The organism is Actinomadura bangladeshensis, from assembly GCF_004348335.1.
GTDB lineage: Bacteria > Actinomycetota > Actinomycetes > Streptosporangiales > Streptosporangiaceae > Spirillospora > Spirillospora bangladeshensis.
Map to the genome: position 1 here is coordinate 46,070 of NZ_SMJW01000002.1, position 21,456 is coordinate 67,525.

15 protein-coding genes are annotated in these 21,456 nt (G+C 64.9%); 3 read left to right on the forward strand and 12 right to left on the reverse strand.

All coding sequences use genetic code 11. The features are described 5' to 3' along the window. Window positions 1–2: 2 nt before the first annotated feature. From brxC to E1284_RS00945, 10 genes are all read right to left on the reverse strand, one after another. Window positions 3–3,620 (reverse strand): BREX system P-loop protein BrxC, encoded by a 3,618-nt coding sequence (brxC, locus tag E1284_RS00900; protein ID WP_131935960.1) that lies wholly within the window; start codon window positions 3,618–3,620, stop codon window positions 3–5. Between the two features lie 8 nt (window positions 3,621–3,628). Continuing rightward, window positions 3,629–4,285 (reverse strand): DUF1788 domain-containing protein, encoded by a 657-nt coding sequence (locus tag E1284_RS00905; RefSeq protein ID WP_207923476.1) that lies wholly within the window; start codon window positions 4,283–4,285, stop codon window positions 3,629–3,631. Continuing rightward, window positions 4,282–5,064, reverse strand: coding sequence for a DUF1819 domain-containing protein (locus tag E1284_RS00910; RefSeq protein ID WP_131935961.1), 783 nt, complete (start codon window positions 5,062–5,064; stop codon window positions 4,282–4,284). The genes E1284_RS00905 and E1284_RS00910 overlap by 4 nt, the downstream gene beginning before the upstream one ends. Continuing rightward, on the reverse strand, window positions 5,061–5,669 hold the full coding sequence (gene brxE, locus E1284_RS00915) for a BREX-6 system BrxE protein (protein WP_207923477.1): 609 nt from the start codon (window positions 5,667–5,669) through the stop codon (window positions 5,061–5,063). Before brxE ends, E1284_RS00910 begins: the two co-directional genes overlap by 4 nt. A 277-nt stretch (window positions 5,670–5,946) precedes the next feature. Then, entirely contained in the window at window positions 5,947–6,144 is a 198-nt protein-coding gene (locus tag E1284_RS00920) for a helix-turn-helix domain-containing protein (protein WP_131935962.1), read from the reverse strand. A gap of 11 nt (window positions 6,145–6,155) precedes the next feature. Then, entirely contained in the window at window positions 6,156–6,722 is a 567-nt protein-coding gene (locus E1284_RS00925; protein ID WP_131935963.1) for a hypothetical protein, read from the reverse strand. 225 nt (window positions 6,723–6,947) lie between these two features. Then, on the reverse strand, window positions 6,948–8,489 hold the full coding sequence (locus E1284_RS00930; RefSeq protein WP_131935964.1) for a hypothetical protein: 1,542 nt from the start codon (window positions 8,487–8,489) through the stop codon (window positions 6,948–6,950). Then, window positions 8,486–8,926: a plasmid mobilization protein gene (locus E1284_RS43900; RefSeq protein WP_424923461.1), complete on the reverse strand. Its 441-nt coding sequence runs from the start codon at window positions 8,924–8,926 to the stop codon at window positions 8,486–8,488. Before E1284_RS43900 ends, E1284_RS00930 begins: the two co-directional genes overlap by 4 nt. 578 nt (window positions 8,927–9,504) lie before the next feature. Next, on the reverse strand, window positions 9,505–9,984 hold the full coding sequence (locus E1284_RS00940; RefSeq protein WP_131935966.1) for a hypothetical protein: 480 nt from the start codon (window positions 9,982–9,984) through the stop codon (window positions 9,505–9,507). Window positions 9,985–10,156: 172 nt separating this feature from the next. Then, a complete protein-coding gene (locus E1284_RS00945) occupies window positions 10,157–10,627 on the reverse strand; it encodes an ATP-binding protein (RefSeq protein ID WP_165965073.1) in 471 nt (156 codons plus the stop codon). A gap of 332 nt (window positions 10,628–10,959) precedes the next feature. Between E1284_RS00945 and E1284_RS00950 the strand changes: the two genes are divergently transcribed. The 3 genes from E1284_RS00950 (at window position 10,960) to E1284_RS00960 (ending at window position 15,897) form a co-directional block, all read left to right on the forward strand. Continuing rightward, entirely contained in the window at window positions 10,960–11,817 is an 858-nt protein-coding gene (locus tag E1284_RS00950; RefSeq protein WP_131935968.1) for a helix-turn-helix domain-containing protein, read from the forward strand. 10 nt (window positions 11,818–11,827) lie between these two features. After that, a complete protein-coding gene (locus E1284_RS00955) occupies window positions 11,828–12,034 on the forward strand; it encodes a DUF397 domain-containing protein (RefSeq protein WP_131935970.1) in 207 nt (68 codons plus the stop codon). Between the two features lie 365 nt (window positions 12,035–12,399). Continuing rightward, a complete protein-coding gene (locus E1284_RS00960; protein WP_131935972.1) occupies window positions 12,400–15,897 on the forward strand; it encodes an aminoglycoside phosphotransferase family protein in 3,498 nt (1,165 codons plus the stop codon). Here the strand turns inward: E1284_RS00960 and E1284_RS00965 are convergent. After that, the gene (locus E1284_RS00965) at window positions 15,894–16,652 is read right to left on the reverse strand and encodes an FkbM family methyltransferase (protein ID WP_165965074.1); all 759 of its coding nucleotides are present in this window, start codon (window positions 16,650–16,652) and stop codon (window positions 15,894–15,896) included. The genes E1284_RS00960 and E1284_RS00965 overlap by 4 nt on opposite strands. Window positions 16,653–16,840: 188 nt before the next feature. Next, window positions 16,841–21,283: a tetratricopeptide repeat protein gene (locus E1284_RS00970; RefSeq protein ID WP_131935976.1), complete on the reverse strand. Its 4,443-nt coding sequence runs from the start codon at window positions 21,281–21,283 to the stop codon at window positions 16,841–16,843. Window positions 21,284–21,456: the final 173 nt, after the last annotated feature.

The following is a 21,456-nucleotide window of genomic DNA, read 5'->3' on the forward strand; positions in this document are numbered from 1 at the left end:
CGTCACAGTAGCCGCACTCGGGCGCCGGCCCTGACTTGCCCGAGCAAGCGTTCCCTGATCTCCTCTACGAGCGCCTGCACGTCGGCCTCCGTCGCAACTTCACGATTGCGCAACTGCAGGTCGACGCGGGTGATGAGTGGCCTGTTGCCCGTGCTCAGTATGTCGTCGAGGAGGTCGTTCGCCTGATTCTCAGCACGCTGTAGTGCAACTGTGAATGGGTCCGCCAGGGCAGTCAGCGGTGGCGCGACCGCCTCGGCGGTGGTGTCGGTGACCGCCCCCGTGAAGGGCCGCAGTACGCTGTGCGCTTGATCGGCCGTGAGGATGCTGAAGCCGTCACGCGCCCGAACACGGCCACGGGCCGCCTCCGCTTGTCGCTCCTGCCACTGGAGCAGCCGCTGCCGCTCTGCGCGGTAACAGGCGAGGATTTCGGCGAGATCCTCGGCGAGCGCGCTGATGTCTAGCCAGGGCCGCTCCGCCGCGAGCTGGGTGGATACACGGGTCGCGGCTACCACGACATTCGTAGGCTCGATACCGGCGTCCGTCAGCTGAGCCGCTTCGTACGCGAGCACTCGGTGAGCGTCCTTGACTGCCCTAATGGCATCGGTCGTCAGCTCCGCGCCGTAGAGCTGCAGCGTGTACACGCCGTCCTGCAAGGTGTCAAGGTGACTTTTGACCGCCTGCACAGTTGGTCTGGTCTGCCGGCAGTTACTGAGGCACTTCTCCAGGGCCTCGCCGAGCTTGCCGAGCACCGCTGGTCCCGGGGGAGAGCCGGGAAGCTGACTGAGTCGACTCTGGACGTCCCGGAGCTGCTGTGCTACTGCCGGGAAGTGCTGTACGACTGCATTGGCGATCTGATCATCTTCGCGATCGATGCGTGACCCGAAGCACTTCTCGAAGAACCTGCAGATGCGCGCTCGTGATTGGAAGCCGATATCGTCTTGGCCGGCCGGAAAGATGGTGGCGCGCCGGAAGTCGCGATCCCGCTCGAAGAGGTCACGCACTCCAGCGTCGCGGATGGCGGTGATCTCTTCTCCACCCTCGGGCTGGAGGCGTACCTTGGTGGCGCGCAGCAGGCCCGCGACACAGGCCTTCACGACATTCGCCGTGTAGCCGTAGGGCGGGCCGCCGAACCGGGCGAGGAGAGCTGTCCCGCTGCTACCGCCCTCCGACTCGATGTACTCCTGGATGCGGCGTACCACGACGCCACCACACGAGGGGACGTATCGTCCGGCGTCGAGCTCAAGGATGCCAAGGTCGCCCGTGAGGAATTTGGGCGATGGGCCCGAGAGCTCGGGTTCGACGAGCTGGAGCAGCTCGGACGGCTGGACCTGCGTTGGAATGAAGTGCGGGAACAGGTCAGGCAGTACCCGGGTAGCCGCCTGGTGGAGTGCTACGGCGAACGTCGCGCCATGGTCGGATGGCGAGATGCGGCGTCCTCGGAAGTACATCCGTCCGGCCATCCATGACGCTGCGATGGTGTCCCGTGCGCGCTTGTCGAGATCCTCGGCGCGGTTCTCCTCCTGTTGGAGCAGCAGCCTGCGGGCGGGATTCAGCGAGTCGCGGCGCGACTTGTACTTCTTGACCATCGCGCGTGAGCGGTGCAGATCACGCGCACACTCGCCTACGGCCTCGCTATCGCCGGACAGCCAGACAAGGCGGTCGTGAAGTGCAGCCTCGCCGCTCCTCGTTACCCACGTGCTCTCGGCGCGCTCCTCGGCGGCCAGGTAGCGGAAGTCGACGCGGACGGCGGCGTCGTCGCGCGAGTCAAGGAGGCTCACGTCGTCGGCGCGACGGCCGTCGGAGAACTGTCCTGCCCAAGGGAACGACCGCCCTTGGTGCTGTGGGCGATCGGGAGTAGCAAGTAGGTACTTGAGCCCTTCCTGGACGATCTCGCTGAGAGCTTCACGCGGGGCAGGGATGTCGCGGCGTTCGCGCTCCCACTCTTCGCCCGCAGAGGACTGGAGCTTGTAGCCGTGCTTCTCGGAGTACGCCAGGAGGTTGCGGCGGCGCAGCTCCTCCAGCGCCTCGGTGACGGCGGTTACTTGATTGCCGCGATCGACCCTGTCATAGAGGCACTGCGCTACGAGCTTCGAATCGGTGGCCTGGGTCTCCTGGATGAGCTCGAGCAGGGCCACTGCCTTGGCCGCCCGCACCAGAAGCCGGTCCGTGTCAGCCGTGCATTGGCTCAGAACGCGGGCCATCGAGGCCTGCACGTCGGCGTCGAGGGCGGTGTGCTGCACCTCGTAGATCTGGTCTAGGGTCACCAGGCCGCCGACCGGCTGGTCAGCGAGGCGCTGGCTGCGGAAGAGCTCGCCGAGAAGCTGGAGCAGGCCGCGGATCGCTTGGTCGTCCCCCTGGGCCCGGGCCGAGCGGGTCCGCAGGGCGGTGGTGATCTGCAGGACAAGATCGATTTGCCCGGGGAGCATCGGATAGACATCGATGAACTCCTCCGGAGTCACCGACTCGCAGCCGTAAGCATAAAGCTTGAGGTCGGGCCGGTTGCTCTCGAAGAGGGCGCGAAGCGGCTCCTCTGCGTCGGCACGTTTTTGCAGAAGTCGCTTGTGGACGACGTCCCTGATGTTAGTCGGTGCGAGGTGGACACGGAGGCCAGGGGGGAAGCGGTCCTTCGCCCAGACGAGGAAGGAGTCGTCCGCCTCGTCGTCGAGCTTCTGCTGCCCGAGCGCCATCAGCCAGGCGCGTCCGCGGAGCGTGGCGCCGATCGCCGTCGCAAAGGCGCGCAGCCGGTCCACGCGATCTCGGTAGGAGAGAACGTACTGGGAGACTTCGTCGATTACGAGGAAGAGAGTGGCGTCCGGGCGGCGGAACTTCAGCATGTCGCGGATGGCCGCCACGGCCTCCTCAGGTGACTCCGAGCGCGTGTGAGTGCCGCCACGACTGGTGAACCAGGCCATGGAGTCCGCGTACCGGTCGGGATATAGCTTGCTCATGACGAGTGAGAAATCCTCCTCGGCCAGCGAGTTCTCCTTCACACTCGCCCACGGCTTGCCGAGTACTTCCTGAGCCTGCTCCTCGAAACGAGACCACTCTCCGTCGCGCTCTAGACGCAGCTCGAAGTCCGCGACGAGAGGCTCGATGCAGTAGCCGAGCCGTCGCTGGACCTGGCGCACCGCTGCAGCATGGAGTTGCTCGCCATCGCGCGCGATGGACCCGATGTCGAAGACGACCGCCAGTGGATTGATACGCTGGCGCACCGCGTCCCACGCCGCACGGAGCTCGGCGAATTTCGGTGAGGTGTCCCGCTGCAGCCATGCCTCCGCGAGCGAGCCACCATCCGGCAGCGCAACTCCATCGAGGGAGAGGCCGAGTAGCTTGGCGAAACTCGACTTGCCAGAGCCGTAGAAACCAGAGATCCAGACGTTGGGCAGTTCGGGGCCACCGGGCTTGCCAAGCTCTTTGGCGATGCCTGTCAGCAGCCTGACGTACTGCTCGTGGATGCCCTGCGGCACGCGGCGGTGGTTCGGGTGGTCCTCGGGCCAGCCGCCGGTGACGATGTACTCAGACACCTCGGCGGCGAGCTTGTCCGGAGCCTGCTCGTGGAAGTACACGACGGGTGGGATGTCCCGCGTGATGTCGGAGGCGAAGAGGTCTCGAATCAGCATGATGCCCCTCATGGATAGATTCGTGGCCGGTAGTCGTTGTCCGGACTGAGAATGCCCATGAACGAGAGCCCAGTCGGCCCGCGCCGCTCACCCGGATAGAGCAGGACCACCGGAACGTTGCGCGTCCGGCCGTCGAGGTGGCGCAGCAAAGCTGACGACCGGATGAAGGGGTAGAGCGCTCCTGCGCGCCCGATGAGGGCGACCGTCCGGTCGATGCTGTCGGGGTGGCGGTCAGCGTACTCGCAGACGAGGCGGGAGCAGTCAGCCGCGATACCGTCCGGCCCCTCGATGAGGGGCGAGACCTTCGACTTCAGGTAGTTCAGCCCGCGCTCCGGGTCGGCGCCGGCCAGACGCTTCTCCATGGCCACGACTCGGTCAACCCAGTCCTGGCCTTGCGCCCTGACCCTGTCAATGAACAGCTTCTGCAGGCTGATCGAGATGACCATCCAGCCGTTCGCGGCTAGGTCGGTGGTCAGCTGCTGCACCGCGCCGCGGAGCCTGAACTCCTCGGCTGGCTCGTACTGCACGATGGCGAAGCGGTAATTGCGCATCGTGCTGATGCGTGGGCCTTCTTCGTGGATGAGGTCCCGGCGCAGTGCGGTGAACGCCTCCGGCAGTGGACCATGTTGGAGCAGCGGACTCTGCTGGAACGGGGGGAGGGTCACAGGGCGGCCCCGGTCAGTCGCGAGGTGCCATCGCGGAGGGTGGCCGCTGCCCAGGCGTGCAGGTCCTGGTGACGCCAGCCAAAGTCGGTGAGGTGGCCCTGCCGCCGGAACGCGAGGCCAGGGAGCCCCCGCAGGCGCTCTGGGAGGATAGGGCCGTCAAGGCCGACCGATCTTAGGTACGGGTTGTCGAGGAGGCTTCCCTCGAACTCCGTCTCGCGCAAGAGGTACAGGAGATACTCAAGAGCCTCGTCCGGCACGCGCGGCGTCCCAATGGGGCGCGGATCCCGGTTAGACGTCACGATGGTGGCCGAGTACGCCGCGGACAGGAGCTTGCTGGCGAACTGGATGCGCATCGTCATCGTCCAGTGGCTAGGGCCGTGCTGCCCGACCCAGGCGGCCACAAGGTCCCGAGTCACCTCGGGCCGGGCTCCCGCACGGCGCTCCGCCAGGTAGATGCCCGTGAAGTGCCGGTAGAGCGGGTCGCTGAGCTGCAGGTGCCAGTGGCAGATAACCCGGCGCGTCTCCGGCAACATGTGCTGCCAGCGGTGAAGGACGGCGAGTGCCGCAGGGAAGGCGCTGAAGCGGGCCCGCATATTGGCGAGAAGAACTTCGACGCGCGCCAGGCTCCGGGCGCCGAACCAGTACTCGTCGAACGCCTGCTGGGCGCTTACGCTCGTAACTCCTTCGGCGCGGGCCCAGAAGGCGCGTGAGTCCTCCACCTCGAGGGCGCACCGTGACAGCCGCGTGTGCATGAGGGTCGTCTCGCGCTGGGCCGTCACAGCGCCCTCCTGAAGTGGGGAAGCGGATAGCGCTCGGCTGCCGGCGCCAGCCCCGCGACGAGCCTGCGTGCCTGCTGCCCCGCGGTCGCCGGGAGATTTCCGCTGAGCCGCCGCCCGGCCGGGGAGGCGGTTCCGCCTGCCTCGCCATGGCCGGCAACCCAGTCCCAGAAGCTATCTGGGCGCCAGCCGTCGTAGGTGATCGCGAGGCCCGGCAGTGCCTCGGCCGGCGTACGGCCCGAGCGCTTCAGGTCTGCGAGGCGCTCCTCGATCCGCTCGTCCAGTTCGAAGCCCAGGCTGAAGAGCGAGACGATCCGGTCGGGCTGATGGTCACGGCGCCGGAGCTCCGCATCGACCCGCCGGGCAGCCTCGCGCGCGCCCTGGAGCGCGGCCCAGCGCCAGGTGGACGGCAGCAGTCGACGGAACAGGTCCTCGCCGCCGTACTCGGATGCGAGGTCGCAGCGCCACCACCCCAACCTGCGTTCTTCTCCCGTCTCGCCCGCCCACGCCACCACGAGCTGCGAGGTAAGAGCCATGTCGATGTCCGACATCGGGATCGGCTCCCGATGGCTGCCGACTGGGGCGCCTTCCACATCGAACACACTCATGGCCCGACCTTATTCGCCTCCACCAGCAGCACGTAAGAGCCATGACCTCAAGGCCAGGAGCGGCCCCTCAGCGCAGAACAGCGTCGCAACGCACACTCGATGGTAGTGGCGTTTCGCGCCCCCAGCGGCGCGGAGGCGCCTGTGCCGGAGAGCAGCATGTCAGAGCTGGCCATCCGCCGAACGCCGCCACGACCAGCCTCCGGAGGACCCACGCTGGAGCCCTGCTGGCACCACCGGGGCCGTGCGGGGATCTGTCCAGATAACCGTGCGTTCTCATTCAGTCGCTGGCGCCAGCCACAAGGTGTTGGAGGTCGGCGGTGACTACTCGGTAGGTGGTGCCTATGCGGATGACCTTGCAGGGGAAGCGGTTCTCGCGGGCGAGTTGGTAGGCGCGGGTTCGGCCGAGGCCGAGGGCTCGGGCAGCGGTCTCGATGGTCGTTGTGGTGGGGAGGGCTGCGAGCTCCTCGTGGGTCATCGGCTCCATGCTCAGGCCTCCGGGGTGTTCGCGCGGCGAGTGCGGATGAAGGGGTTTCGTTCGGCGGCGGGAGGTGGTGCGAGGAGCGTCGGATCGGTGATCGGTCTGGGGAAGTCGTTGGCCGCCGCTGCCACTCCAGCGTCGTCCACGTGGGTTTTGCCCTCGATGGTTGGGAGCGCTTCGCGTCCGCGGGTGGCGCGGGAGTGGACGGCGTTGATGGCCGATTGGGCATCGCTGAGGGCCGCGCAGAGAGCTCGGGCGTGCTGCCTGGCTTCAGCTAGAGCTTGGCCGTGGCGGCTCAGGACATCGGCGAGGTCTTCGGCCTGGTTGTGGCCGAGACGGTCGGCTTGCAGCTCCCGGAGGAAGAAGCGGTTGATCTGGTCGAGGAGCTGATCGAGGCCGTAGGTTGCTGCGCTGAGGTTGCCGAGGATGGTGTACGCGGTGCCGGGGAGGGTGAGACTCGGAGGGCCAGCCGTGGCGTAGTTGAGCTGGCGGACGTGTTCGTAGAGGTTGCTCGCGAGGTCCGCCGTTTGGTCGTCGTTACGAGCGGCAGCAGGAGCCCGCCTGTAGTCGGTCATGTGAATGTGTCCTTGTAGATACGAGGCCCGCTTGGGGGCTGTGGTCGGTCATGGCTTCGCCTCTCTTGCGTGTTGGTCGTGAGGTGGTGCAGCTCTACCTGCGCGGACGCTGCACCGATGCACTGCTTGCGCATCGTTGGCGCTGTTTGCGCTCCGTTAGTATGCAGAGACGCTGATCTTTGCGCCACGACCATGACGGCGTGGCGCCGGGGTTTGGTGATCGGGTTACCGCGATGGGCCACGGCGGCGGTAAGGGCCAGGGGGCGTTGGTGTGGGCGCGCTGATTCGGTACGGGCTGTCTGCGAGCTGGTGGCTGAGGGGTATTGGAAAGCCCATCACAGCGAGGCGCGCCGCATTCTGCTCCGCCGTGTAGTTCGGTAGTGTCCGTGGCAGAGTTGGAGAGGGTGGCCGCGGAGTTGGTCGGCTGAGTCTGCTGAGCTGAGCGGCGGCCTTGCGGGCAGCAGCTGCCTGGGCAGCGCGTTGCTGCAACTGCCGGTGCTCCGCGATCGCCTCGATCAGGGCGGCGAGCTGCACGACCAGGTGGGATAGGACGTCGGCGAGGCTGGGACGGTTACCGCGTTGTCCTCGGATACCGGATAGGGCCAGTGCTCTGGCAGCCGTGCGGAGGTTCGTGCCGTAGGGAGTCAGGGGTGGTTGGCGTCCGTAGGGTTCGCGAGCTGCACGATCGTAGAAGTCGGCGGCACGGGCGAGTTCCCGGTTGCCTGTGAGGGCCGCGGTCACGTGCAGGACGTCGGAGGTCGCGGCAGCCACGTCGGCGCGGACGGCCGGGTCCTGGATATGGCGCATCTGCCACGTGGCAGTCGCGGTGGCTCGGGCGGCGTGCTGGTAGGCAGCGGATCGCTCCTCGTGGGTCAGCTCCACCCCGCCGAAGGGCCGGCGGTCGAAGCGGTTGCCTTCCTGCGGCGCCGACCAGCGCTTGCGGAGTTTGGGGAGCGTGAGGTTGGCGGCGAGCTTTCCGCCGGAGAACCAGACTGGCTGGTTCCGTTTATTGTCGTGATGCGGGAGCGCAACGGCGTAACCGGTGATCTCCCCAGGTGTACGGGCACTATGGCGTACCTTCACCAGCACTCCTGCATGCTCGAGCGCGGCGAAGAAGTCGCCCTCGTTTTCGGCTCCGGCGGCTGCGGTGGCTACGTGCCGGCGGAGGGTGGTGCGAGGCGGCTCTGGCCAGTTCTGGCGGTCGGCGAGTTCTGTCTCGGCTCGGGTCGGTCGGGGTGCTGCTGTGCGGTCGGCGGGCGCGGTTCGGGTGAGGCCGTAGCGTTCCTCGGCGAGGTGACAGGCGTCGGCGACCTTGTAGTAGTCGCGGTGGACGTTGGGGTTGCGTCCGTCTTCGCGCGCCAGGACGGCGACGAGGTGGATGTGGTCGACGGCATGCCGCACTGCGATCCAGCGGCATGCTTCGTCATCGCCCCGCGGCGCGAACCCGGTCTGGTGCATCACCGTCTCGGCGATGTCGGCCCATTCGTCATCCGACAGGGTTCGGTCTGTGGGTGCCGCTCTGATCGAGCACTGCCAGATTGGCAACGCCAGAGGCGTGTGCCGGAGGGTGTCGAGCGGGGAGGTCAGGACACCGGCCAGGTGGCGGAAGTCCCAGTCGCCTCTGGCGTCGGTGCCGGGTTCCAGTGCCATGGGGAGTCGGAAACCCGCGACGATGTGGGGATCGATGTGCTCGTTGCGGCGGCCGGGGCCGTAGAGGTAGGACAGCAGCCTTGCGACGCCCTGGCCGCGGGTCACCTTGCCGATCAACGCAGGAGCCGACCGATCTCGACCGATGAGGCGTCCACTCTGCGGAGGACGCTCTCCAGATACAACAATGCAGCAGTCAGTTCGCGAGGCGCCTGTCCTGTCGCGTTCGCGATGCGCGTCAGCTGATTGAGGTTCACTCCGATTCGGTTCAATTGTCGCGCGATACTGCGTAGTTCTTCACACAATTCTTCGGTCGGCTGCTGTCCCAATCTGTTCTGCCTGGTGGCAGCCTGTACGGTGTGGACGATGAATGTTCCGTAGGCGGCTCCTGCTCGCTGGGCTGCTGCGCGTATCTCCGCGTACTCCTGGTCGCTGACTCGAAATCTCATCTCACGGTCCCGCCGGCGCCCTCCGCCAAGCTGCGAACGTCGCTGCAGCTTGCGTGGCTGATTGAGCTGCTCGTCGCTCGTCGCTCCACCTCCGATCGACTCGTTCAGGACCGCGCTCGGTCCCGCACCACATTAGTGTGCACGGTGGATTTCCATTAATCCACAACGTGTCGCGACACGGCCCTACCTTGCAGCCTCTAATCACTGCAGCGGCCAAATGTGCCAGCGCGTGACTCTCAATCCCTTATGCTGTTGCGGCGGTCCGGGGCGTGCCGCAGAGTTATGGAGAATTCAGGTCCCCGAGATGCCGCCAACAGGCTAGCTCTCCTCGAATACAAAAGCGACGTTCAATTCTCCGACGTTTCTTCTCTGGTGAACAGCAAGCAGGCATTGCGTCCCCGGATGCGGTATACCTCATCGCCAGGACGGTCGATGGAGACGGCGAGTAGTACGGATTCTGGTACCCGATGGAGGCAAGCGGAGTTGGAGGGTGTCACCTGCGATGCCCTCAACCTCAAGCCCGAAGGCGATCGAGTCACGCAAAGCCTTGAGGAGGTCGGGTTCCTGTTAGCCGTCATGGCCGTTCCTCATGGTCGCGGCCGTCTACCTCACCCACGGCATGTCAGCCGTAGGCCTGGTCACGGCTCCGAGGGGCTAAGAAGCCGCCGCCTCCTCCTGACGGCGCTTCAGCAGGGGTGAGGTGCCACCTTCGATTGTCCTGGCAGGATGCGATGGCAACTGACCAGGACGCGACGGAGGAGGCTGCTACGCCGACGGCGTGATGCCGAGACAATGCGTCGGGGCTGACCTGCCGTGGAAGGCGCCTTCCTTTCCGGCACGGCCCACGTCCCGTCCGCTGCTCGAGAGGCCGGTCTCTCGTGCTGGACGTAGCGGTCTCCGACACTCCAGGTATTGGGGCGCTTAAGGATCACATCGAGGCGTCTGGCGAGGTCAAAGGCGGTCTTCGCCTCGACCAGCTGATCAGGCAGCAAGGCCCAAAGGGAGCCGGTGTACTCGCCCCAATAGATGCACAGGTCGGGGTAGCGCCGCCGCAGGAGCTCCACGGCCTGGTCGAGATCGGTTTCTTCTGCCAGGGCGTGGTTCCACGCAGCGGCAGGCGCCACAGAGAAGTCGCTGGGACGGAGGGCGTGCTCGTGGAAGGTCATGACGTCACCTCCAGAGCGAACGCGGCAAGCGCGCTCGTCAGGTGATGGATGGCTCATGGGTGTCGTGCGGCCGGTGAATTCGGGGGGAATCAGCCACCGACCGCACGACGGGCCGGCCGGGGGATGGCCGGCAAAGGACGCGCACCGCGGGGGTGCGGTGCGCGTCCCGGTCTCAGCGGTTGATCAGGGCCCACACGGCGTGGCCGTCGTCGCAGTCGTACTGGCCGGTCTCGTCGGCGTAGGCGTCCGCCAGGATCAGTCCGCGTCCGTGCTCGGCGGGATCGACTTCCTCATCGGTCCGAGCGGGGACAGGGCCGTCGTCCAACACCGTGAGGCGCGTCTGTCGGCGGCTGATGCAGAGTTCGGCCCCGATCCGACCGCCGGGCCCTCCACTCGCCGAGTGCCACAGCGCGTTGGTGCCGTACTCGCTGACGATCAGTTCGAACGCCTCGGTCAGTTCCGCGTCGTCGGCCAGGAGCAGGCGAACCCAACGACGCAGCAAGGGCACCGCATCGGTCACGCCCGGGACGTCAACGCGCCAGAAGTGACCATCCCTGTCAGCTTTGGTGTTCCCTCCGTCGGCGGTGGCCTGGCGCGGCGTTGGTGCCGTTGAGGCGACCAATGCGCCGTCCAGGTCCGGCATGACGGAAAGGGTGCTGCCACCCGTAGTTCCGAGTGTCTTGGAAGATCTCTCGGGACTCTGGGGATGGGGCGCTGCCGACGCCCTCGAAGCTATCCTCATCCATACCTCCCTTGGGAGTGAGGCCGCGCGGCCGGGCGAGGGCTCCAATCCATAGCCCGGCCGCGCGGCGGTCTCTGATCAGCGACGACAGCCTCTGCGTCGACAAGATCAACGTCTGCTGAAGCAACTTCCGCCACATGCTGTGACTCGCCGCACACCGTCAGTGTGCTGGGTGGCATACTCGTGTGCAACTGCTCTCGTGAAATTTCTCTTGAGATGGAAGGGGTGGCGCGGTGACCTCTCCGACGGTCCGACGCCGACAACTCGGCATGGAACTTCGTCAGTTGCGTGAGGCGGTAGGGCTCACGGGTGACCAGGTCACCGAGCGGCTGGGCTGGTATGGAGCGAAGGTCTCTCGGATCGAGAAGGGGCGGATTTCCGTCCCTTGGTCGGACGTCATGGACCTCCTTGATCTCTACGAGGTTCACGATCCCGCCACTCGTGAGGCACTCGTCCAGTTGGCCAAGGCGGCGCGGCAGAAGGAGTGGTGGCAGCCCTACAGCGACATGCTGAGCAAGAACGCCCGGACCTATATCGGTCTGGAGTCAGCAGCCGAGTCGCTACGGACGTACCAGCCATCCTCCGTCCCGGGCCTCCTGCAGACCCCCGACTACGCGCGAGCGATCATCACCCGTGCCGGCCCGCTGACGCTGGGAGAGGACGAGATCGGACGCCGCCTCAGCCTCCGGCTGAAGAGACAAGCCGTCATCACTGAGGCAGGCGGCCTTCGGCTCTGGGCAGTGCTGGACGAGGCCGCGCTCTACCGCGAGATCGGAGGACTCGACGTCATGCACGAGCAGCTCATGCACCTGGTAGAGATGGCGCACCACCCGGGGGTCGACATCCAGGTCATGCCGTTCAGCGCAGGTCCACACGCCTCACTGAGCGGCATGATCGGAGTCTTCACCTTCCCCGGCCCGGATCCCGACGTCGCCTATGTCGACAGCGTCTCGGGCACCCTCTTTCTGGAACGTGCCGCCGATGTCCAGGCCACAACCACTGCATTCCAGCACCTCAGCGCGACCGCTCTCAGCCCTGCGGCATCTGTCGACCTGATCAAAGCCATCGCCCGTCGCCACCAGACCAGGTAGACAAGTAAGCATGATTCCGGATTTCAGCCAAGTTTCTTGGATCAAGAGCACACACAGCCAGCAGACGACGGATCAGTGCGTCGAACTGGCCGGTGTCAGCGGCTACGCGGCCGTGCGGGACTCCAAGGATCCGGAAGGTCCCAAGCTTGTCCTCGAAGGTCGAGCCTGGCGGAATCTTAGGCATCAGATCAAGGCTGGGACCTTCGACTGGAGGTGAGCCGGCGCAGAGGGCCGCTTCCGCGCTCCCGCAAGCACTTGGGGTCCTTCCCCTGCAGCAGCGGAGGGACCATGCGGACTGTTACTCGTCCAGGTAGAGGAGGGCGGTGATGGTCTTCTTGCAGACGTCGCAGTGCATGGGCGCATCCTCGTACGCGAGGTCACGCTCGACGGTGGTCACGCGGTCGATGACGCCAGATGCCGCCTCGGCGACTCATGCATCGGCCCACCGGCGGGCGTTAGCGGCGAATTCGTCGACATAGCGCACAGTTGTCTCATAGAAGGCCCTCAAGGGTGAGGGACTGCCGGACCAGACGGGCTGCAGGCGGCGTTGTCATCGGTGGTCGCATGTGATCGGGTGTTCCGGTGAGCATCGATCAGTTCTTCGGCTACGGGCCTGAGGCGCCGTTCGCCACCAATGAGGTGTTCACCAACCGGGAAGAGCAGATCGGTCGATGTCATCGCTGGCTGATCGAGCACTCCGCACGTGAGTGGCCTGTCCCGGCGCTAATGGACTTCCAGCGGCCCGCGGTCAACATCCTCGCGGTGGCTGGAGAGGGCGGCATCGGCAAGTCCACGCTGACGCGTCACGTCGCGGACCTCGCGGTTCAGGGAAAGTTGGACGGGCTTCCGAAGAACCGGGCGTGCGCCGTCCTGGACTTCGCAGACCCCGACACCTCCAGCTTCGAGTCTCTGCTGTTGCGCGTCCGGGCTGGGTTGGGGCCTCTGGCGCATAGCTGGCCGGCGTTCGACGTCGCATTGGCCCTCTACTGGGAGCGCAAGCATCCAGGTGAGTCGCTCGCCGCCTTCCTCGGCAAGGGGTCGGTGGACAGAAGGCGGGCAGCGGATCAGGTGAGCGGGACCGTCGACCAGCTCCTCGGTGGGTTCGGCGCGATCAGCATCACCTATCAGGTCTTGGACAAGCTCGGACGCACCGTTGCGCAGAAGGCCAAGCTGAAGTCGCTGCGTAACGAGCTGCCCGCGCTCGACCCGATCCTTGATGAGCCCGACCCCGACCGGATGCTCGGCTACATGCCCGTTCTGCTGTCGGCTGACCTGGAACGCGCCCGCGCCAAGAGGCCCGTACTCGCGGTGTGCGTTCTCGACACACTGGAGATCGTCCAGGGGCTGCCGTCCGAGCGCGGCGGCCTGGAAGACCTGGTGTCGCGGTTGGTCTACCTGATGCCGAACGTGGCGTTCTTGGCGGCCAGCCGGTTGCCACTGGGCTGGCACGACCCGGTCCGTGCCCTTGGACTGACCTACGGCGGCGCGCACCGCTGGCCCGATCTCGCTGGACCGGTCCAGCTCAGGCTGGACGGCTTCGATCCGGTGTCCGCGAACGAGTATCTGACGACCCGACTGACCGTGGACGACCGCCCCGCGATCGACGAGGCGGTGCGGAACCGGATGATCGACGGATCCGGCGGGTCACCGTTGTATCTGGACCTGTCGGCGAGCCTGTACGGGCAGTACCTCGCGCGCGGCCAGACGCCACCCCCGGAGGTGTTCGGACTCGGGTTCCCCGAGCTGGTGCTGCGGACGATGAGGGACCTGTCAGAGACCGACCGTGACCTTCTCCGTGCCGCCGCGCTGCTCGAAGCGTTCGATGCCGACCTGCTGCAGGCGATGCTCCCGGGCATACGCCGCCGGCGCATCGAGGCCTTCACCTCCCGCCCGTTCGTCCGGCGCGAGGAGTCGGTGTGGCCTGCCTATCGGCTGCACGACAACCTGCGCCGCAGTGTCCTGGACTGCGACGCCCACACCCCCGACGGATGGACGCTCGGCGAGCGCCGCGAATACCTGCAGCGCGCCATCAGCCACCTCGCGAAGATCGCGCTGTCGATCTGGGACGAGGAAGAGTCGGCCTCGCTGGCTGAGCGGAGCCGCCGGACCGTCGCCGCATTCTTACTGCTGTTGCGTGCCGCGATCGAGCACGACGTACTGCCGCCAGTGCTGGCCGACCTCGCCTACAGCCTGAGCGTCGCCGGCCACTGGCAGGTCCTGGCGTCCCTACCCGCACCGGAAGCGATACCCGAGCTGACGCGCCTGTCTGCCGTCGCCCGGCTGACCACCCGTGGTGACCTCAACGCCGAGGACCGCTACCAGGCGATGCAGGGGCTGGTCGGTGAGCACGCAACGCCCGAGTCCACCGACCCATTCGCCGACTACTATCGCTGGGAGCTGGGCACCCGCGCCCACGTCGCCGGACACCTGAACGAAGCGATCGGTCACCTGTCGGCGATCACGCCCGACGGCTCGCTGATCGGCGCAAGCGCTCTGTTCGGCCTGGCCGACAACGCCCTTCGCCGCGGCGACTACCGGCAGGTCGCCGAACTGATGGACAAGGCCACTGACGAAGGCCTCGACCGCATCCGTGTCGCCGACATGCTCGGCCACACCTACATCCACAACGCCCGCTTCGCCGACGCCGCCCGTCTCTTCGAGACCACGCTGGAAGCCGCCCAAGCTGCGGGAACGCCTCTGTGGGAAGCCCGCGCCCTGCGCCACCTGGCCCTCGCACTGATGTGGTACGACCCCGACCGCACCCTCGCCCTCGTCCCCCGAGCCCGCGACCTCAACTCCGCTGTTGGGGAACTGATCGGTGTGGCGCAGTGTGACCTGGCCGCCTCCATGGCCCACGCCCTGCGCGGCGAGCACACGCAGGCCGCAGACCTCTTGAACAGTGCAGCCCGCCAATACGAAGAGCTCGGCGCCACCGGGGAACTCACCCCCGCGGAAGCCATCCGGGTACTGCAGTACGCCGCCGACGGACGCATCGACCAAGCCACGGCCATCGCCACGCGGCTCGCCGCCTCCGCCCAAGGCCCGCAACCCGAGTGCCTACCCGTCTGGGTCCAAGTGACCAGTTGGTGGGCCAGCATTCCTGCCCCACGGGATGCGGCCTTGCAATGGCTGGACAGCACCGACACCGCCCTACAGCGTTGGAAGGAGCCCCTAGACCGGCTTCGGCGCCAGCACCGTAGTGTGTGCGCACCGCTCGACGTGGCTGACCGAGAGGCGTTCATCCCCACCGACCGGCTACCCGGCGATGTCCTCGATCGCACTGTGCGGTCGGCGTCCGCCTCTCCGGCATTCGATGGGCCACCCGTCCAGCATGCCAACGACGGGATCATCAACGGGGAACGCACTGTCATCAAGCTCCAGCGCCGCGCCCACGAGCGCCTGGAGACCGCACTGCACCTGGAGCAACTCCGCACCGCGACCGGCATCCCGGCCCCGCAGCTCCTCGACTATGGCACCGTCCCTGGCGGCACCTGGTGGGCTGTCCTCGAACGGCTACCTGGAACACACAACGACCAGCCGACCTTCGAGCAGCAGCGTGCGCTGGGAAGCATGCTGCGCGCGTGGCACTCCCACAGCCCGGCCGCCGGCCTACGGCTCGACGACCCTGGGGCGCTCGGCGTCTTGCTCGGCTGGGCACGTCGCGCCGTCCCCCACGCCTACCCCGCTATCGCCCAACGTCTCAGCGACGCCTGCGAAGCGATGCCAATGACGCCGATCCACGGGGACGTTGCCGTCGGCCATAACGCGCTGTTCGACGGCGACACCCTCACCGGCGTCCTGGACCCCGGCGCCGTCGAACAGGGCCCGCCGATGCTCGACCTGGCCTGGGCGCTTGCCGTGGACCTTCCACACGGCGGGTCGGCCGAACCACTCCTGGAGGGTTACGGCGAAGCCGATCGCGCGTCCCTGAACGCTCTGCTTCCGCTCATGCTGTTGCGCCGCCTCATCGACACCGTCGCCCTGGGACTATCCGACACAGACGGCCAGTGGATAGCCCGTCATCTGCGCGACAACCATCCGGACCTACTGGCGCTAGTGGAAGACGAGCTGAGCCTCTAAACCGCCAGGCCCAGCCGCACCGCCCATCGATACGGGATGTAGTTGTCCAGCACGTTGGCCGGCACCGACAACCGCTCACGGAGCTCAGGCTCGTCGTCACGCGCGTAGAAGCGGTTCAGCCCGTCGAACAGCGCCAACTCATATCCCGCCGCCAGCAAGCCCGGCTCCCACTCGTGATGGCTAGGACGCGAGGTCAAGGGCACCGTCGCCTCGATCACGATCGCCCGCGGCCGCCACGCCGCCAGATCCGCCGAGGCCAATACCGACGCCTCAGCCCCTTCGACATCCACCTTCAACAGATCGAACCCTGGCTGGGCGTAATCCGACAGCACCGTCTCCAGCCGCGTCACCTCGACGCGCAACTCCTCACACCGCCATCCATCGGCCAGGTGCAACGCCAGTACGTCCCGCTCCAGCGTGCTCAAGCCACCGCCGCCGGTCTTCCCCGGCCCCGGAACGATCCGGAAGAAGCTCGCCAGACCAGGTCGCTCCCCGATCGCCACGTCCAACGTCACATCACCCGGCCGAGCAGCCCGCAACCTCTCGAAGCGTTCGGGCAGCGGCTCAATGTTGACCCCGCGCCATCCAAGCCGATCCACCAAGTTCTTGGTCAGCGACCCCTGAACCGGGTTCCCGGCCCCAACATCCACGAAGAATCCACCGGGCCGGTCGCCGAAAGTACGCACCAACACAACGTCCTCGGCGTTCCCGCCATACGCGACCAGATCACACCCAGGGGGCAAGTTCGGCGCCATGTTGCCAACCCTAATCATGTCGCGCCCCCTCAGCCTCATAACGGATGCCTAGGAGGTGGATCTGAGCGACTCTACTCACAGCGATGTAGTCAGCCGTAGCAATCCACGCTTCCGCGTATACAGATCAGCCCTTCAGCCGCCTTAGCGTCGAGACGATCTGCACACAGGAAGAATATCCGAAACTCCCTTCATTCAGTCCGAACGCTCCAGGCCTGAGGGCCGTCGTAACGGAATGCGAGCAAAGCACTGACCCTGCGATTTTCGTCGCTTCCTCGGTGCAGACCGGCGCGTTGCGGTACAAAGAATGCCTCAACACCTCGCCCAAAGTCTATTGTGCCGGAGGCGGGCCCATTGATCCGGTTGACGCGCCCGGAAATGCGCGCAAGATGGCTTGGCGCAGGCCCTTCCCCTGACCTATCCCAGTCACGCAAATCTGTGTAGTGAACAAGTTTGCCAAGCTCCGTCCCCTCTCCAAGCCACTCGTAATCGAATCTACGGTTGCCAAAGAAGGCTGAACGTTCCCTGGAACGCTCAAGCTTGCGCTGATATTCAGGAATGGCACTGTCCTGCCCTTTAAGCACCCGAAGACAGGTAAGGACATAGTCATAAAAAAGCGCATTGCGATCTTTCTCCGCAGACGCCCATATCTCGACTAGATCGGCCGCACGGTCGACAGAGACTGGAATGAATCGCGCTGCCCAGAGCCACTCCAGGAGACTCGCGAAGTCGCGCGGGTCATCCCTGAGGTTGCTATCAAGAAGCTCCACAGCCTGTCGAATATCTCGCTGGCTCGCATTAAGCCAGCTGCCATGTCGATTTCGGTACGCCCGTGCGAGCCGACGCCTGATTGTCGGCTTATATAGGTCGGGCCGATCCAGTAGGCCGCGCCACCCCTGAAGAAGCGCCTGGTAATCGTCATAAAGCTTGAGGACGCCAAGCTCGGCTTCCTCGGCTGCGAAGGATGCGCGGTCGGCACCGCGGATCTCTCGGGCAGCGTCGATGCTCTCCTCTGCTTCCTCTAGGAGATCACGGTAAACACCCGTCGTTGGCTTGGCCAGGAAGGTCGCGTAAGTCCGCTCGCCCGACAGCTGGTAACCGAACTCGATAACGTCGACGCAAACTCGGGCCAGCGCAATGTGGCCATATTCGCTGGTGTCATCGAGCTCCGATGCCTCGCGGAAGGCGTTACGTGCAGACTCAGCCAAGTAGAGCACCGTGTTTTCTCGTTCAGCCTGACTGACGTCCTGGTCGGGTCGTTGGCGGACCAAGTTGCGTATCTGATTCCGGAAGATCATGCCGCGCATATGATGCAGCAACGCATCCCGTGGGGACAAAGAAATGGCCCTGTCCACGGCAGTGAGGGCACCCGCATAATCGTTATGGTCATAGGAGAGCAACCGTCCCAAATGTCCCCAAAAATGTGGCTCATGAGGGAACGCTTCGGTCAGCTCACGCATTACTTCCAATCGACCTGGACTGGACATGCTTTGCAGAAGTTCCGTGTATGTCCCGTTGCTACGCGGCTCGACTGGGTCGCGGTCATCACGCCGTGTAAAAAGGCGTCCAAGAATTAGGCTTATATCCTCGGGCAGATAACGCCCATAGACGGTACTCGCATGGCTAATTAGTCGCAGGCTCCACGAAGGCAGTCCAGCCCGCCAGTCTTCCCTTGAGGAAAGTCGCTCGGGCATAAGCAACTGTCGAAGGACTTCCTCGGCGATCAAACTGTGCGTCATCCGCCAAGTACCCGGCTCAGTCTCAGATAGCAGATCTAGAAGCTGGGCGCTCACCGACTTAGCCAGCTCGACAGGTGTCGATCTGGGCAAATTCAGCAAGGGCGCGAACAGCTCAGCTGGAACCGCGATGCCGCTGAATCGATGCACCAGCGCAGTCAAGATGAGGATCTCACGTTCCTCTTCTCGCAGGCCGTTGAAGAACTGTCTAACGTAGTGGGGGACACCCTCAAAGTCGCTATCAAAAGCTGTCAACGCGTAAAAGAACGGGACATTGGTGGCCAAGCTACCGCCCGTCAGTGCGTACAGGGCGTCTGCTCGCTCCGGCACCATCTCGGCGAATCGTTCCGCCATCAAGACTCGCTCGTTCCGTCGTGTCATGGGGCCAAGCCGCAGGCCTCGCTGACTGGCAGTGCTCCCCCCATGGAACGCCTTCACACCGATTTCTCTGCCAGATTGGCCGTATCCTCGCCCCGTACGCCGGGCACTGATCAGCAGAACAGTTGGGATGCTCCTAGCCCGTAGCATGCCGAAAAGACGATCAAGGACAGATTCAGGAACCAACTCGACAATCAAGAGGACAGGCATACTCGATAGTTGGGCCAGATCGGCCACAGCCTCAGCGAGGACCACGTCATCGGAGACGGTACGCACGACGACAGTTGGATAGGTGTCCTTGATACGCCAAGCGATGCGTCGGGCAACCGTGGTGCCGCCGGCTCCTGGGGCGTGCCCGAGCATAATGCGCAGAGTGTCTCGCTGCTCCAGCGCCTCCGTCACTCGGACCAGCAGGTCGTCAGTGACGCGGCGCGGGACGTCGAGATCGAGGTCAAGCTCGAACCAGGAGATCGGCCTGCCCCGATAGAACGCCCCGATATCTGCATCCGCACTGTCGTCCTTGATGCCCACCTCTGAGTGCAAGAGCTCCGCGGTGTCTCCGAGCCGTGAGACGACTTCATCGGGCACCAGCATCGGGCCGTTTGTCGACGGCAACGTTGGCCGACGCTTAAGATCGCTAGCTACCGAGGTCGAACCAATTGCAGGCAGAAGCGCGCTCGGATCGCAGCGAACCACGTCAGCTGCATAGTCCGCGAGATCCCCGGCATCCGTATCGGAGACAACCACCAACCGTGCCCGGTCATCAAAGACGTCCAAAGCAGTCTCGCCGATGGCAAGTTGTGCACGCCCAGGCGAGCCGAAGCATGTGACGGTCACCGGCTTCGATGTATGCCGGGCAAGTGCTTCGAACGCATCGGTTACGAACCGCAGGTATCTCTTACGCCAAGCCCTGAGGTTCTCGATAGGATTGATGGGATTGGTATCGCTCAGCCCAGCGGCGGCGAGCCATAATGTACTTTTCTTGCCAAGAATCAGGTCCTGACCTGGAAGCCGAAGCCGGTGTGCCCGATTCATATCTGAACTCGCGTTCGCCCAGCACCCGGCAACGTCCGTCTGGGGATTTATCTCGACGACCAAGTCCCAGCCCAGCCGCACGAACCGGGCGATTGCTTCATCATTGAGGGTACTCGAGTCAACCACTGCAATATTCGCGCTGGTTCCTGACCAGCGCCCGCAGGCCTCAGAAAGTTCCTCGATGGCCTCCACCACATCCACCGTAGCGGCAGGGTTAACACCAAACGTCAGTAGCGGAATATCGCCCGCTGGCGCCTCAATGCCGCGCCCGGCGAGAAACCTCCCGAGGGCGTCACACGCGAGCTGATAGGCCCATGCTCTTATGATCGGGTTAAGTGGGCGAATTGCAAAAAGCAGTGCATTCCCAGAAAGTGAGAGCAGTTGCGCGTCCTGCCAATCGTCAAGCATGTCGATCTGCCGCGCATATCTTTCACCTGCCTCGGCGATATCGTTTGCTATGTCACATACGCCGGATACTTGCAGTCGCGCAGGGGCATCCATTGTCGGATCGATAAGGAAATCCGCAATAGCTTTTCGCTGCACCTCGGTCATCTCAGCCACTTCTGTGATGACACAGGAGAGCAATAGGTGAACCGGGTCCCGACTAAGTGGAGCAGCCGGAGAATAGGCGGATAGATCGATGAGCCGGTACTTGTCAACCTCGGGATGCGGGCCGACTGGTAGGACGATATTGTCTGGGTGCAGGTCGCCGTGCGCCTTGCCGTAAAGTGCGAGGATATGCTGGCCAGCCGAACCGTCCCACGCTCTATCTTTGATCCATGCTGCTGCGTTGGGGGATATGCGTTGGGGTGACGTACGCACCCAGTGGGGGTGATCGGTACCTTCTGCTGCAGGAGCGTAGGTAAGTTCTCTAAGGAGGTCGTCGAACGGACCGCCAGCTGTCAGCCGCCCATCGAGGTGCTCAGCCAGGAAATCTGCTGGTGTTTTGTTCACTATGTCGGGAGCGGGATTCCACTCGGCCAGGACGGAGGACGCGACCGAAGCCGCTAGGGTTGGCAGTTGGCGGCCACGCAGGGTCGATAGACCCCGCACATTGCGCATGCTCCCGCCAGCAATCTCCTGGAACATGACCCACCAACCCCCCTTGCTGGTCTTCACCGGGGCGATGGGCTGCTGGACCAGATGGCGCGCCGCAAACGCCTGAGGAGCATCCTCCAGCGCTTGTTGGTGGCGCACCGGTTCTTTGCTGGTCGTCTGGCCCGGCGGACAGACCTTCATAACGACCTTGCGCGTGCCCAGTCGGCCACTCAAAGCGACGGACGCGACCTGGGCGCCGCTTCGTCCAGGGATCAGCCAGCGATCGAAAATGATCTTGGTGTCAAACCTACCCTGCCAGCCGATCAGTGTCTTCGTGACTTCTGGTGGAAGTGCCTGTAGCAACGCCGGGCATAGTTCTGGCTCTTGCTCCCCGGGCGAGTTGGGGGCCGCCGACGGTTCAGACAAGGTTCCCTCCACCAGAGCCACCACCGTGCGGATGTCGGACGCGAGAACAACTTTAGACGGATAGTACGACGCTCGTCCCGGCTATCCAGCGTAGAGGTCCCCTCTCAGCCACAAGGCGTGTGCGGATGGTGAGTCGCGGTCAACACCACTGTCACATCCTGACAAGGCAGCAGAAGTCGGCAGCCTCGACGCAC